Here is a 12484-nt window from a genome sequence, read left to right on the forward strand (position 1 = left end):
GGGCATCGTCAGACCCCTCTCAGGCGGGCCTTGCGGCCGAGCGTGTTGTACGTCTGCTCTCGCAGGCCCTTCAGGGCGTCGAGGGTCGCCTCGCGGGACGTGCTGCCGCCGGAGGCCGTACGGAACCAGCCGGCCTGCTCCTGGAGCAGCGTGTTGACCGCCTCGGCCAGGGCCAGCTGGTGCACGAGCGCCGGCGGGTTCCACCGGAGCATGGCGCTGCCGGAGGGGTGCACGGTCGCTGTGGTTCCGAGCGCGCCGCGGGTCACGGTCAGGGACCGGGGGGCGTAGAGGGCGGCACCGGTGGTGTGCGGGGCGAGCGTCGACCCGTCCCAGGCGCGGCGCACGATCAGGCTGTTCCCGGCGACGTCGACGATGAGGAGCTGCTCGCCGTCGAGGAGGACCGTCTCGTCGACCGCGAACTCGGTGCCGTCCTGGACGGGGATGACGGTGGTCTTCGCCTGGCCGTCGATGTCGGCGGCCAGGGTCTGCCCGGTGGCGGCTTGCGTGCGGCCGGTGACGAGGAGCCGCTCGGTGTCGACGCGGAGGACGCTGCCGACGCCGGTCTCCGCCGACGTGGTGGCGTCGACCGTGACCGTGGTGGCCGTACCGTCCAAGCTGGCCGTGGTCTCGCCGAGGGGCGTCTCGTCGTCCCGGAACCCGTACAGGCCGAGGATCGAGATGGTCCGCTGGTGGGTGTCGCCGCCGATCCACCCGGACGTGGCGCTCGCGGTGTCGAGCTGGACCTGGTTGTACGGCGGGCCGTACGCGTTGGGCTCCAGGAACACGGACTCGGCCGGGACGACGTCGCCGCCGGTGGTGACCTCGGTGACGGAGATCAGTTCGTTCTCGTCGAGCCACAGCCGCCACGGCCGGGCCCGCTGCCCGTTCGGCCAGTCCCACGACCGGGTTGCGACCATGGGGTAGAAGCGGCGACGGCAGAGCCCGTCCACGGCGCGGGACCCGGAGGCGAGAGCGCGGTCGATGGCGCGGGTGGCGCGGGCGGTCTGCTTGACGTCGAGGGCGGCCTTGATGTCCTCGCGGGTGGCGTAAACGGGGATCTGCATGTCGTCACCTCCTCCGGTGCGTGGGGCTGGTCAGGGTGTGCGGGGCGGCCAGTAGGCGGCCTCGCCGTCGTGTGCCTGGGCTTGGTCCTCGGTGTCGAACAGCCGGACCGACGTGAACCAGCGCGACGACGTGGGGGCGTCGAGGTTGGCCTTGAGGTTCACGAGCCAGCTGCCGTCCTGGTGCTGCTCCCACACGCGGGTGACCGTGGCCGGGGCCGAGTCACTGCCGTTGTTCGTGATGGGGTTGACGAGCACCAGGACGACGCGGCCGAGGCTCGGGGTCTGCGACATCAGTTGTCACCGCCGTCCGACGTAGGAGCCGTCTGGTCGCCATCCGTCCCATGGGCAGAAGAGCTGCCCGTCCGGCCCCTCGCGGAGCGGCTCTCCGTCGTTCGGGCAGGCTTCGGGCGGCTGGCTGCGCTCTTCTGCGGCGAGCTGGATTCCTTCGCGGACGATGTCTCGGAGCTGTTCCCAGCTGATACGTCCTCACCTCGTTCCTGCTCAGGCGCGTCCGCGTTGGTTGCGCCACCGTGAACCGTGATCTTCGCCATGACGTCTTCGCCTTCCTCTCGTCGGTCCGTGCTGCCGCACTGCGGGCACCGGGGCGCACCGACCGCGTACGCGGCCGTGCACCCGGTGCAGATCCACAGCGCCATCAGGGGGTCTCCAGTGCAGTGATGCGGGCGGCGAGCTCGGCGAGGATTCCCTGCACCGTCGTCGCCGACCCCGGGCTGATCGCCGTGGCCGTCACCTGCGTTGCGGTGTGGACGTGGTTCCCTGCCGCCGCCGTGGTGGCCGTCGAACCGATCGCCCGGACCGTGGCCACTCCGGCGGCCCCGGCGGTCAGCCGCGTATCGTTGCCCGCGACCGCGGTGGACGCCGTGGCCCCGATCGTCGGGGCGAACGTCGTGGGCTTGTCGCTGATGTCCGCCCAGGCCACGGGGCCCGGGGCAGCACCCTCGACGCCGTCCGGCGTGATCGCGGCCACCACGTCACCGGACGTGCTGTCGACGAACTCGACATCGCCTCCTGTGGTGGTGCGTCCCCGGATCACGACGACATCGCCGGGAGGTTCTCCGGGGCCCGCTGCACGTTCAGGTCGCGGGTCAGTGCGGTGACCGCACCGGCGCCGGTCGACGCGAGCCGCACGTGGCTGAACCCGTCGTCGAGCTGGGTGCCCTCGACCTCGACGACCATGGCGTTCTGCGTCGCCGCGGCCGCAGTTACGACCGTGCCCGCCGCCGCCTGGGTGCGCCGCGTCCAGGTGTCCGTGCCGTCCCCGGTGCTGGTGTGGAACTCGGTGATGACCGGCAGGGCCTTCGCCCCGGTGCCGGCCGAGTCCTGCGCCTGGGTGAGGGTGTAGGTGTCGCCTGCGGCGGCGGCGAGGTAGCAGACGAACGCCACCCCGTCCGCGTCCGAGAGGGACACCCACTTGTTGTCGGCGAGGGCCAGCGCGTTGAACTGGCGGCCGAGTGCCTTCTGAGCCATGAGCTTCTCCTGTCGTCTGTTGCCTGTCGGGGCGACACTGCCGACCCGGGTGTTGGCCGGCGGCGGGGCGTTACTGCCGCCGCCGGCCGTGAGAGGGACTGGTCAGGCTGCGAGCTCGACGAACGGGCTGAGCTTGTTCGCGGAGCCGTTGGCCGGGGTGATGGCCGACTGGAGCCACGGGCGGCCGTCGACGCGCTGGATGATGCGGAACGTGGTCTTGTCGCTGCCGAACTTGAAGTCGGTCGAGGAGTCGACGGTCATGGTCTGGCGGTCGCCGACGAGGTAGTACGCCAGGTCGACGAACGCGATGTCGCCGCGGGCGCCGAGCTGTCCGGCCTTCTCGCTGATGATCAGCGGGCGGCCGAAGATGCTCATCGGCATGGCCGAGCTGGCGTTGACGACGAAGACGCTGTTGCCGCCGGTGCCGACGTCGAGGCTCATCTGGAGGAGCTGCGGCAGGGCGTCGGGGGAGCAGACCCACACGGCGTTGGACAGCGACGACGGGAGCATCCGGGCGTACATGTTGACGATGTCGACGTAGGTGATCGTCGAGGCGGTGCCGCGGGTGACGGCGACGGCCGCCTTGTTCTTCGCGCCCATGAACCCGAGGGGCTTGCCGACGCCGTTGCCGGACATGAAGCTCTGGTCCTCGGAGAACGCGAGGGCCTGCGGCCACAGCGTCTCGATGAGCGCGGCGAAGCTGACGATGGAGTCCTGGAGCAGCTCGTTGGGGACGGCGCTCAGGCCGGTGAGCTTCTTCGCGTCGAGGTCGACCCGGCCGAACTTCGGGTTGGAGTCCTCCAGGGCGGCTCCCTCCTCACCCCAGTAGGCGATCATCCCGCCGAACACCGAGCCCTGATTCGACGTGGTGTCGATGATCGGCATCGGGACGCGGGCCGAGTCCATCGGGATGACCGTGGCCAGCGGGCGGACGATCGACTTCTCCAGGGCGATCTGGAGGAGCTGGGAGCGCAGTACCTCGGGGACGAGGAACCCGCCGTCCGCCGGGGACACGGAGGAGGCGGCGTTGCGGAGCAGCGCCAGCTTCTCGCCGATCTCGGCGGTCGGGTCCGTGCGGTGCCAGATCGTCCGGATGTACTCGGTGCTGTTCGCGAACGCCTTGTCGAGGACGGCCCCGGGGGCGGTCGGGTTGTGGGCGGTGCCCTGCCGGTGGGAGGTGAGCATCCCGCCGCGCCGCGCCTGCGGGTCGAGGTCGGGGCGCTTGATCGCGTCCCGCTCCATCCCGTTGTCCTTCAGCATCTGCGCGAAGACCTTCTGGGTCTCCTCGGCGACCATGCGGTTGAGCTCGGTGCCGTCGCCCTGCTGCGCCTCGCCGTACGAGGTGATGAACGACGTGAGGGACTCCTTCGACGCCATCACCTCCGCGAGCTTCGCCGGGTCGGCGAGCATCTCGGCGAGCTCGTTGCTGGTGCGCGGGATCGTGGTGGTCACAGCAGTGCCTCCTTCAGGCGGGTGAACTCGTCGTCCGCGCTGGGCGGCGGAGTCATCAGGCGGGCCACTGCTGTGGCCCACGCGGGTTCGTCAGCCGCTGCGGCGGGCGCCACTGCGGGGTCGGGCTGGTCGTCGGCGGGGGCCGTGGTGGGCTCCGGTTCGGTGGTGTGGTTCTCGACGGCCGGGGTCTCCGAGCCACCCGATGTCACCGCTGCGCGCAGCTGCTCGACCATCTCGGCCGTGACGACGGCGCCGGTCGTCAACAGGTGCGTCTCGGGACCGTGCTCGCCTCGGAGCTCGACGCGCGTCCACGGGGCAGGCGGGGCCGCGCCGTCACACACGGGCCCCTCGCCAACGGTGGCGAGCGCCTCGGAGTCGAGGACCCCGCCGGTCGCGGGCGCGGGCGCTTCCTCACGGCCGGCGTACCGGAACACGGACAGGTCCCAGCTGTTCGACAGCGCGGGCTCCGGCTCCTCAGCCGCCTTGCGGGACGGCAGCACCTCGTCCGCGAGGCCGGCCGCCACAGCTTCGGCGGCGAGGTACCAGGACTCCGCGCGCATCCGCTCGCGCCACTCCTCGCGGGTGCCGCCTGCTCGCTCCGCGTAGGCGTCGGCGATGTTGTCCGACTGGGTGTCGAGGAGCGTGGCCATGGTCGTCATGTCCGCCGAGTTGCCGTAGGCCATGCCGGACGCGTCGTGGATCATCAGCTGCGACTGCGGCGTCATCACGATGCGGTCGCCGGCCATCGCGATGACGGACGCGGCCGAGGCGGCGATGCCGTCGACCTGGACGGTGACGTTCGCGGGGTGCAGGCGGATCGCGTTGGCGATGGCGATGCCGTCGAACACACTGCCGCCGGGGCTGTTGATGCGGACGCGAAGGTTTGGGGCGGTGACGGCTCGGAGTTCGTCGACGATCTCGCCGGGGGTGTTGCCGAACCAGCCTCCGATCTCGTCGTAGATGAGGAGCTCCGCCTCGTCGGCGTCGGTGGCGTTGCGGATTTCGTACCAGGCGCGTGGGGCGTGGGCCTGGACGCGGGCGGTCAGGTGGGGCGGCCGGGTGACGGCCTCGATCAGGGGCATCAGGATTCGTCTCCCTTGGGTGCGCGCCGCTTGACGACCTTGCACCGGCAGTCGTTGCCGTACTCCGCACCGACGCAGTGCACGTAGCCCGCGCCGCCGGGGTAGTCCTTGTAGGCCTGCTCGCGGTTGCGGTACGTCTTGCCGTCGTTCTCCGCGCAGGGGCCGCAGGTGTTGTCGTCGTCCTCGGCGACCGCCACCCACCGCATCGCTGCCTCAACGTCAGGAGCGCCAGCACCCAGCAGCCGGTCGGCTGCCGCACGGAACGAGGCGTCCGGGGCCGGGCTCGCAGCCGCGCGCATGGCGGGCAGACCCACGACAGACAGCACGTCGTCGGGCTCCCACCCGGCGTCGCGCAGCGTGGCGGCTGCCGCCGACCGCGCGGTGAGCTGCGCAGCCTCGGCCTCCGGGTCGGCCGGCACCGGGTTCTCGTAGTCCCACTCCAGGTCCCGGGCGGTCGCCCCGAACAGGGGGAGCAGGTCGTGGTTGAGAGCGCCCTTAATGCGCTCCAGGCGGGGCACGGTCAGCTGGTCCGCGAACCAGGCCTTGCTGGCTTCGGCGGTTGCACGGTTGATGTCGGTGACCTCGCCGAGCGCGAACGCCGAGATGCCGTACGCCTCGCGGAGCACGGCCCGCGACACGGACCGGAGCTCGACGAACTGCATGTCGCGCTGGGACAGCTTCCGGTCGATCCACTTGCCGTGCTCCAGGATCGCGACCCGGTGCGCGTTGGCAACGCCGCGGTGCTGCTCGTTCCACCGGTCGCGCAGCTGGTCGAAGTCCGGGTCGCTGAGCGGGGTGGGGACCTCGATGATCCCGCCGGGCTCGGCGCTGTTCAGGAAGAAGTTGCGGTTCCACTCGGCCGAGTAGCGGGTGGCGTCGAGGTCAGCGAGGACCGACTGCACCGGGCCCATTCCGCGGTACGGGTCAAGGGGGTTCGGCATGCGCAGGAAGATGACTTCGTCGAGGCCGAGGGGTACCTGCTCGCCGTCCGGGCTGGTGTAGATGTACCCGGCGAGGAACGACGTCTGCGACGGGACCGGGGTCATGCGGTCCGGGCGGACCGGCCACAGCTCCAGCGGAATCGTGGACCCCGGGTGCCGGGCGATGACCCACCAGCCCTCGCCGACGAGGTCGACGTGCTGCTGAAACGTCTCGACGAACTCCTGCCGCGGCATGAACGGGTTCGGCTTGTTCCACAGGTCGAGCGCCGCGTGTGAGGTGACCTCGACGCGGTCTTCCTTCTTGCCGCTCTTGGCCTTGCGCCACAGCTTCCACTCGACCATCGCGGTCGCATTCGAGGTGCGGTTGACGATCGAGAAGAGGGTGCCCACGCTGCCCATGGCGCGCATCTGCGCTTCCATCCCGGCCGGCCGCATGAAGGGGAGGGCGCGCTGGGCGCCGCGGCTGACGAACGGGATGGGGGTCTCGACGGCGGTGCGCTGTGCGAGGGCGGTGAGGGAGCCGATGAGTGTCTTGCCCATGGCCCCCTCCTCGCTGCCCGTCAGTCGCTGTCGACCCACCACTGGAGGACGACGGTGAGGACACCACCGGTAATCAACCCGACGCCCGTACCGAAAATACTCCAGCTTCCAGCCGAGATTAGCGTGAATCCTGCGGTGTTCATGGCGGTCGGCCGCAACTTCTTCAGCATGGGGCCGGTGCTGGCCACCACGGACAGGAACTTCTTCGGCATCACAGCCACCTCACTCGGGGGCGGCCCGCGGAGTAGTACGCGAGCAGCAGGGCATCGGCGTTATCCGGGCTGCGCCCGAGCCGCTTACGGATCTCGTCCTTCGGCTCCACCCGGATCCGGCCCTTGGGGTCGGTGTCCCACCGGGGTTCGAGGAGCTGCGCCACCGTGGTGTCGGCGTTGTCCATCATCGCGAGGTCCCAGCCGCCGGCTTCGGAGAGGCCGCGGCCGAGGGACCACCAGATCTCGGCCCGGAGGTTGATGAACTTGCCGGGCTCGGAGGCGGCGCTGCCGACGTTCACGCCGATGATGTGCGCGGTGTGCTCGCCGCGGGTGGCCGCGTTGCGGAGTTCGCCGATCACCCCGAACCCGATGCCGATGCTGTCGACCTTCACCGCGGTCGCGCCGGTCTCCTTGATCGCACGGAGGATCAGCGGGGCGATCACCTCCGGCCGGTCCGTGTGCGCGGACCACTCGCGCCCCGCCCGCCGCCCGCGCCGCTCCCGAATCACCGTCTCGTCCCCGCCGCCGCCGACGTCGACACCGAGCTCGACAGGCCCCAGCTCCTCCGGGCGCGGCCGGCGGTCCGTCGCGGCCCGGCACTTCGCGACGTCGGACTGGCGGACCACCTGGTTCGCCGCGTCCGTGCTGAACTCGCCCAACACCTTGGCCCGGTAGATGGGGTTGTCGACGCCCCAGTCCTTCGCCTTCTCCTCCACCCACTCCCGGCTGACGAGTGCGGCCGCCATGTCCGAAGGGATCTCCTCGCCGGTCAGGTTCGGGCTGTCGAACGCGCTGATCGACATCTGGTGCCAGCCGCTCCCGGGCGTGCACACCTTCCGAAAGTGGCTGGCCGGGTTGTCCGGGTTGCCGATCGCGAGGATCCGGCAGTCCGGCCCGGTCGCCAACGCGTCGGCCGCGGTCCACAGCTGCTCGGGAATCCCGCACGCCTCGTCGAGGATCACCAGGACGTACCGGGCGTGGATGCCCTGGAACCCATCCTCGTCGGTGTCCGCCGGCTTCCGCCCGTACCCGACGAGTTCGTCGTCGATGAGCCACTCGGTCTGGTTCACGCGGCCGGCGAGCTTGCCGGTGCGGTGGTGCTTGCGGATGTACCGCCAGAGGATCGCCCGCACCTGGCTGAACGTCGGGGCGGTGGAGACGACGAAGGCCTCGCCGGGCGGGTGGGTGTCGAGCCACCAGCAGGCGACGAGCGCAGCCGTCCAGCTCTTCCCGACGCCGTGACCGGACCGTACCGCGGTGCGCCGGTGGTCGCGGACGGCGTGGAGGATCTCGCGCTGCTTCGACCACACCGTCTGCCGGAGGCGCTCCTGCACCCACCGCACCGGTGTCGCCCCGTACCGCTGGGTGCGCCGGGCGAGGGCGCGGCGGTCGATGTGAACCTTCAGCTGGTCGCGGACGACCTTCAGTTGGCGGGTGTCACCGGCGCGGACCAGCTGATCGATCTGGTGGCGCAGGTGCTCCAGGTCAGCCGTCGGAGCCGTCATCGCCCGCCGCACCGTCGTCGTCCGTCACCCGGTCGAACAGCGCGCTGATCTCCGCGCCGAGCTGCTGCGCGTCCACGCTCACGCGGGACGGGGCGTCGGCGCCGAACAGCTTCCGGTACGACTCGCGGATCGTGCGCAGCTCCCGGATCGCGGCCAACTTGGGCCCGTCGTCGAGGAGCGGGTTCCCGTCGTCGTCCTTCACGATGCGGCCGTGCGACACCATCACGTGGTCCCGCTCCAAGACTTCGAGCGCGGACACGTACAGGTCGTCGAGCTGCGCGGCCTCCGACCGGATCAGCTTCGTGACCGGCTCCCGGGCCACGTCGGCCTTCGCCCGCTGCACCCCGCGCCACGCCTCGCCCTTGTCGCTGTACCCCAGGGCTTCGGCGATCTGCTGGTAGCTCTTGCGCTCGGAGCGGAGTTCGGCGGCGGCGGCGTCTCGGCGTACGGACTCGATGCTGCGGGTGTACCGGCCCTTCCCGTCGCGGAGCCGGTCGTCCTCGTCGGGCTGCTGATCGTGTGCCATTGGCGGCCTCCCTCCGTGCTCAGGGTAGCCAATGGCCCACCCCAACTCGCACGCTCAGGCGCAGGTGAGTGGGCCACTCCGCAGGCGCGGCTACTGCTCGTTGGACTGCTGGAGCCCGTCCATGTACACGTCGAGGTACTCGTCTTCGGAGATGTCGTCGCACTCGGGGGGCTTCGGATCGGAGTCGGTCTCCGGGTCGAAATCCGCCGGCCGGGCGCTGATCGCTTCGGCTATGGCGTCCACGCACTGCGCGAGGGTCTCGGTCTTGCTGAGCTCGGGTGCTGAGCTGGTCGTGGCTGGGCGGTCTGGCGTGGGGGTGGTGCCGCAGGCGGTGAGGGCGGCGCCGAGGAGTATCGCTGCGGCGGCGGTGCGGGTGCGCATGGTGTGTCCCCTTGGTGTGTGGTTGGTGGACATCATGCGGGATGGGGCAGCAGCAGACCCCGCCGTTGTGGAAACCGGCGGGGCCTGTTCAGAAGCATCCACCGCGTGCTCGGGGATGATGCCGCGAGTGTATGGGTGGGGCGTGGGGTGCGGGCGCGGTCGGGCGCAACTATGGCAATGCCCCCGCCGGAGAGGCGAGGGCATCGGGCCGAGCGGCTGTTCAGGAGATCTTCCACTGCCCAGTCTGCTCGGCGAAGCCAGAGTTCAGGCCGAACTGCACCGTGACGACCTTCGAGTTCTTGGGCACCTCGAACGTGATCCACCCGAGGACCTTCTCGCCCGGAGGGACCTTCGCTTCCGACGTCATCGACGGGCCGGCCTTCGTGTCCCCGAACGTCGCCTGGAACCGCTGACCGTCCGCGTCGGCGACCTGAGCCCCGTTCGACGGGCTGTCCGCGTACGGCTTGGTGCCGGTGTTCGTCAGCTCGAACTGTGCGGCGATCCAGCGGTTGCCGTCCTCCGGGCCGAAGAACTCGTCCGATGACTGCGCGGGGTCGACGATCTTTTTCAGGACGGCGTCTACCTGCTCGCCGTCCTCCTGGCCCTTGAGGGTGATGGTGTCGCCGACTTTCGCGACGGTGGCCTTCGAAGGCTCGTCCTCGGCCGTGGGCTCGGCTGTGGCTGCCTCGGCGGCGCCGGTCTTGCTGGGTGCGGTGGTGATGTCGTCGTCGGTGCATGCTGTGGCGGTGAAGAGCATGCCGGCCGCGGCGATGGCGGCGATGGTGGTGCGGCGCATGGAGGCCCCCTGTGTGCGGTTCGTGAGGGGTCATCATGGCGGCTGGGTGGCTGTGGTGTGTGGGGTTCGCGGGGATTGTGTTCGAGCTGTTGTCGGGTGGTGGCGAGGACGCTAGGGCCGGTGTGCTGCCTGGAGTTGGCCGAGTCCGGGCATGGCGACGCCCCCGCCGGTATGGGCTGGCGGGGGCGTCTGGCCGGGCGCTACCCAGCATGCTGGGGCCAGTCTGTCAGGCGACGGTGTCGACGACGACCTGTGTGAAGACCGTCGGCTGCCCTGGCTCCGTGCGGGTGTAGGCGGTCTCGACGGTCAGCACGGTGACCGGCTGGTCGTGGAGCACGATCGTCTCCCCGATCGCCGGGATCGGCATGGTGCCCGTCGTGTCGAGCTGCACGAGGCAGGCTCCGGCCGGGGTTTCGAAGGACATGCAGTGGTGAACCGCGGGAGCGCCGGGGCCGGGGCGGCATTCGTCGCTGGAGTCGCGGGCGGAGATGGCGGCGAAGACGCCGGTGAGCTCGGTCATGGGGTCATCGTCCCGTCTTCTGCTGGCTGGTGGGGGCGGGTCCGCGCCTTTCGGCGTCGCGGGCGGCCTGGCTCTCGGCGTTCTTCTTCTTCAGGTCGCCGATGCTGATGGAGGTCTCAAGTGCCATGATCGTGGTCCTGTCTCGTGAGGGATGGGGCCCGGGGCGGCCGGTCGCCTGGCAGTGAGTCGGCCGCCCCGGGAACTGATGAAGCTCAGCGCTGCTGCTCGGCGGCCCAGCGCGCTTCGTCCTGCGCGTCGAGCCGGGCCTCGGCGGCCTGGTCGTACTCGTACATCTCCTCGCCGCTCATCACGTCCGCGTTGGTCATCTCGTCGTCGTAGTCGGTCATCAGGTCCTCCTGGTGGGTGGGTAGACGGGCGGAAGACGCCCCGGGAGATCGCGGTAGATGGATCGGTAGATATGCAGGTCAGGCGGCGGTAGACGGGGCGGGAGACGCCTCCTGCGGGTCGGGCCGGGAGAGGGGCGGAAGCTGCTCCTTGACGACCCCCCGGGTGGGCCCCCGGCCACCGGTCTTGAGCCTCATCTCCACCGGGATACCGAGGGCCTCCAGTCGGGCGCGGAGGTCGGCCACCTTCCAGCCCTTCCCGTGGCCCTGTTCCTGGAGGTGCTGGAGCACGTCGGAGAGGTACATCGAGGGGCGGTCCCCGAGGGCGTCGTAGAGCAGGCGGAGGACCGCGTCACGGGGGTCCGGCCGCGGCTCCTCGGGGGCGTCTTCCAGAGCCTGCTCAACGTCCGTGCGAGGGGCGGCGCGGATGGCCCACCAGCACCACACAGGGACAATCAGCCACAGGATGTTGGGGCAGGCCCGGATCAACCGCCAGAGCAGGTACAGACCGAAGGCGGCGAGGAGCGCCCGGAGGAGGCAGCCGAGGACCGCGGCGAGGCCGGTCAGGTCGCCGCGTCGGCCGGCCCGAATCCACGCGGCGAGACGCCGGGCCTGGCGGCGGGTGAGGATGCGGGTCCCGTCGACGAGGCGGCGCGCCAGATGCTGGAGGCGGGTGGTCACAGGATTCCCGCTCCCTCGATCGCGGTACGGAGCTGCTCGCCGAGCTGGTTGAGGGTGCCGGGGAGCCAGTTCAGGAGGCTGGCGACCCCGGCGGTGATGCAGAGGGTGGCGCCGACGAACGCCCCGCCGGTGGTGCGCTTCTTCTCCGCTTTACCTGCGGCCTTCCACGCGATGATCACGCCGATGGTGAGGAGGAAGACGATCACTGCACCCTCGGGGGAGAGGTTGCCGAGGCTGCCCTTGGTGAGGGCACCGCTGCTCGCCGAGCCGGTCATGGCCTGGACGCCGCGCTCACCACCGGAGTTCGCGGCCCCGGCGGAGCATCCGGCGAGCCAGCCGAGGATGCCGCCGGTGCAGACGGTGGACACGGCGCCGAGGAGAAACCCCTGGCCGAAGGGGATCAGCTGCTTGAACTCTCTGCTGCCCTTCCACCAGGGGCGAAAGTTCGCCCAGAGGACGGCGAGGCTGATGGCCAGGCCGGTGAGGGTCAGGCTCGTGGCGCCGGTCATCGCGTTACTCCCGTGATCCAGGTGACGGGGTCGTACAGGTCGATGGCGCCCATGAGGCCGACGAGGCTGATCGCGAGGAGCAGGAGGCGGCCGAGGGTGCCCCCGCCCTGGATGATCCGGATCACGGCGATGGCCAGGGGCGTGAGGGAGAGCGCGTATCCGGCGTCCTGCCCGCCCTCGGCACGGGCCTCGGCCACACCGGACGCCCAGAGCGTGGCGATGCTGTGCCCGTCGAAGAGCGGCAGGGAGGCGAGGGTCAGCGCGCTGACGATCTGCCAGGGCCGGCCGATCTGGCGGACCCAGGACCACAGCCGCTGCCACCGGGTGGGTTCGGGCTCCGGCTCGTACGGCAGGACGACGTGGACGTGGACCTGCGGGGCGGGGAGCGGCGGCGGGGCTGGGGCCGGTACGGCGACCGCGGGCGGTGCGGGCGGGGGCGGCGG

At 70.7% G+C, this 12484-nt stretch carries 18 protein-coding genes; all 18 read right to left on the reverse strand.

The window, feature by feature from the left end; genetic code table 11:
• Positions 1–8: 8 nt before the first annotated feature.
• On the reverse strand, positions 9–1064 hold the full coding sequence (locus CR470_RS02670; RefSeq protein WP_097865964.1) for a hypothetical protein: 1056 nt from the start codon (positions 1062–1064) through the stop codon (positions 9–11).
• 30 nt (positions 1065–1094) lie between these two features.
• Positions 1095–1355: a hypothetical protein gene (locus CR470_RS02675; RefSeq protein ID WP_097865965.1), complete on the reverse strand. Its 261-nt coding sequence runs from the start codon at positions 1353–1355 to the stop codon at positions 1095–1097.
• Positions 1356–1719: 364 nt separating this feature from the next.
• Positions 1720–2118 (reverse strand): hypothetical protein, encoded by a 399-nt coding sequence (locus CR470_RS02680; RefSeq protein WP_097865966.1) that lies wholly within the window; start codon positions 2116–2118, stop codon positions 1720–1722.
• Positions 2115–2552: a hypothetical protein gene (locus CR470_RS02685; RefSeq protein ID WP_097865967.1), complete on the reverse strand. Its 438-nt coding sequence runs from the start codon at positions 2550–2552 to the stop codon at positions 2115–2117. Before CR470_RS02685 ends, CR470_RS02680 begins: the two co-directional genes overlap by 4 nt.
• Positions 2553–2654: 102 nt before the next feature.
• Positions 2655–4004 (reverse strand): phage major capsid protein, encoded by a 1350-nt coding sequence (locus CR470_RS02690; protein ID WP_097865968.1) that lies wholly within the window; start codon positions 4002–4004, stop codon positions 2655–2657.
• Positions 4001–5086: a head maturation protease, ClpP-related gene (locus tag CR470_RS02695; RefSeq protein WP_097865969.1), complete on the reverse strand. Its 1086-nt coding sequence runs from the start codon at positions 5084–5086 to the stop codon at positions 4001–4003. Before CR470_RS02695 ends, CR470_RS02690 begins: the two co-directional genes overlap by 4 nt.
• Complete coding sequence (locus CR470_RS02700) at positions 5086–6567, reverse strand: phage portal protein (RefSeq protein ID WP_097865970.1); 1482 nt, start codon at positions 6565–6567, stop codon at positions 5086–5088. The genes CR470_RS02695 and CR470_RS02700 overlap by 1 nt, the downstream gene beginning before the upstream one ends.
• A 20-nt stretch (positions 6568–6587) precedes the next feature.
• Positions 6588–6779, reverse strand: a complete 192-nt coding sequence (locus CR470_RS02705) for a hypothetical protein (protein ID WP_097865971.1) — start codon at positions 6777–6779, stop codon at positions 6588–6590.
• Entirely contained in the window at positions 6779–8284 is a 1506-nt protein-coding gene (locus CR470_RS02710; RefSeq protein WP_143663756.1) for a hypothetical protein, read from the reverse strand. The genes CR470_RS02705 and CR470_RS02710 overlap by 1 nt, the downstream gene beginning before the upstream one ends.
• On the reverse strand, positions 8265–8810 hold the full coding sequence (locus CR470_RS02715; RefSeq protein WP_097865973.1) for a hypothetical protein: 546 nt from the start codon (positions 8808–8810) through the stop codon (positions 8265–8267). Before CR470_RS02715 ends, CR470_RS02710 begins: the two co-directional genes overlap by 20 nt.
• A 90-nt stretch (positions 8811–8900) precedes the next feature.
• Positions 8901–9191: a hypothetical protein gene (locus CR470_RS02720; RefSeq protein WP_097865974.1), complete on the reverse strand. Its 291-nt coding sequence runs from the start codon at positions 9189–9191 to the stop codon at positions 8901–8903.
• A 220-nt stretch (positions 9192–9411) separates the two neighbouring features.
• Positions 9412–9987, reverse strand: a complete 576-nt coding sequence (locus CR470_RS02725; RefSeq protein ID WP_097865975.1) for a DUF4352 domain-containing protein — start codon at positions 9985–9987, stop codon at positions 9412–9414.
• A gap of 226 nt (positions 9988–10213) precedes the next feature.
• Positions 10214–10507, reverse strand: a complete 294-nt coding sequence (locus CR470_RS02730; protein WP_097865976.1) for a hypothetical protein — start codon at positions 10505–10507, stop codon at positions 10214–10216.
• 4 nt (positions 10508–10511) lie between these two features.
• Positions 10512–10634, reverse strand: a complete 123-nt coding sequence (locus CR470_RS40245; RefSeq protein WP_257138367.1) for a hypothetical protein — start codon at positions 10632–10634, stop codon at positions 10512–10514.
• 85 nt (positions 10635–10719) lie between these two features.
• Positions 10720–10854 carry a hypothetical protein gene (locus tag CR470_RS40250; protein ID WP_257138368.1) on the reverse strand — a complete coding sequence of 45 codons (135 nt, stop codon included), beginning with the start codon at positions 10852–10854 and terminating at the stop codon, positions 10720–10722.
• 78 nt (positions 10855–10932) lie between these two features.
• Positions 10933–11532: a hypothetical protein gene (locus CR470_RS02735; protein ID WP_097865977.1), complete on the reverse strand. Its 600-nt coding sequence runs from the start codon at positions 11530–11532 to the stop codon at positions 10933–10935.
• Positions 11529–12041: a hypothetical protein gene (locus CR470_RS02740; protein WP_097865978.1), complete on the reverse strand. Its 513-nt coding sequence runs from the start codon at positions 12039–12041 to the stop codon at positions 11529–11531. The genes CR470_RS02735 and CR470_RS02740 overlap by 4 nt, the downstream gene beginning before the upstream one ends.
• On the reverse strand, positions 12038–12484 hold a 447-nt coding region (locus CR470_RS39330), incomplete at its 5' end, for a hypothetical protein (RefSeq protein WP_097865979.1). The genes CR470_RS02740 and CR470_RS39330, both read right to left, overlap by 4 nt.

This window comes from Streptomyces sp. rh34 (assembly GCF_002551245.1).
Taxonomy (GTDB): Bacteria; Actinomycetota; Actinomycetes; order Streptomycetales; family Streptomycetaceae; genus Streptomyces.

What these genes read in the sequence shown, in the direction of transcription:
- CR470_RS02670 (WP_097865964.1), bottom strand. Translation starts at nt 1,064, where the DNA reads ATGCAGATCCCCGTTTACGCCACCCGCGAGGACATCAAGGCCGCCCTC.
- CR470_RS02675 (WP_097865965.1), bottom strand. Translation starts at nt 1,355, where the DNA reads ATGTCGCAGACCCCGAGCCTCGGCCGCGTCGTCCTGGTGCTCGTCAAC.
- CR470_RS02685 (WP_097865967.1), bottom strand. Translation starts at nt 2,552, where the DNA reads ATGGCTCAGAAGGCACTCGGCCGCCAGTTCAACGCGCTGGCCCTCGCC.
- CR470_RS02695 (WP_097865969.1), bottom strand. Translation starts at nt 5,086, where the DNA reads ATGCCCCTGATCGAGGCCGTCACCCGGCCGCCCCACCTGACCGCCCGC.
- CR470_RS02700 (WP_097865970.1), bottom strand. Translation starts at nt 6,567, where the DNA reads ATGGGCAAGACACTCATCGGCTCCCTCACCGCCCTCGCACAGCGCACC.
- CR470_RS02705 (WP_097865971.1), bottom strand. Translation starts at nt 6,779, where the DNA reads ATGCCGAAGAAGTTCCTGTCCGTGGTGGCCAGCACCGGCCCCATGCTG.
- CR470_RS02710 (WP_143663756.1), bottom strand. Translation starts at nt 8,284, where the DNA reads ATGACGGCTCCGACGGCTGACCTGGAGCACCTGCGCCACCAGATCGAT.
- CR470_RS02715 (WP_097865973.1), bottom strand. Translation starts at nt 8,810, where the DNA reads ATGGCACACGATCAGCAGCCCGACGAGGACGACCGGCTCCGCGACGGG.
- CR470_RS02720 (WP_097865974.1), bottom strand. Translation starts at nt 9,191, where the DNA reads ATGCGCACCCGCACCGCCGCCGCAGCGATACTCCTCGGCGCCGCCCTC.
- CR470_RS02725 (WP_097865975.1), bottom strand. Translation starts at nt 9,987, where the DNA reads ATGCGCCGCACCACCATCGCCGCCATCGCCGCGGCCGGCATGCTCTTC.
- CR470_RS02730 (WP_097865976.1), bottom strand. Translation starts at nt 10,507, where the DNA reads ATGACCGAGCTCACCGGCGTCTTCGCCGCCATCTCCGCCCGCGACTCC.
- CR470_RS40245 (WP_257138367.1), bottom strand. Translation starts at nt 10,634, where the DNA reads ATGGCACTTGAGACCTCCATCAGCATCGGCGACCTGAAGAAGAAGAAC.
- CR470_RS40250 (WP_257138368.1), bottom strand. Translation starts at nt 10,854, where the DNA reads ATGACCGACTACGACGACGAGATGACCAACGCGGACGTGATGAGCGGC.
- CR470_RS02740 (WP_097865978.1), bottom strand. Translation starts at nt 12,041, where the DNA reads ATGACCGGCGCCACGAGCCTGACCCTCACCGGCCTGGCCATCAGCCTC.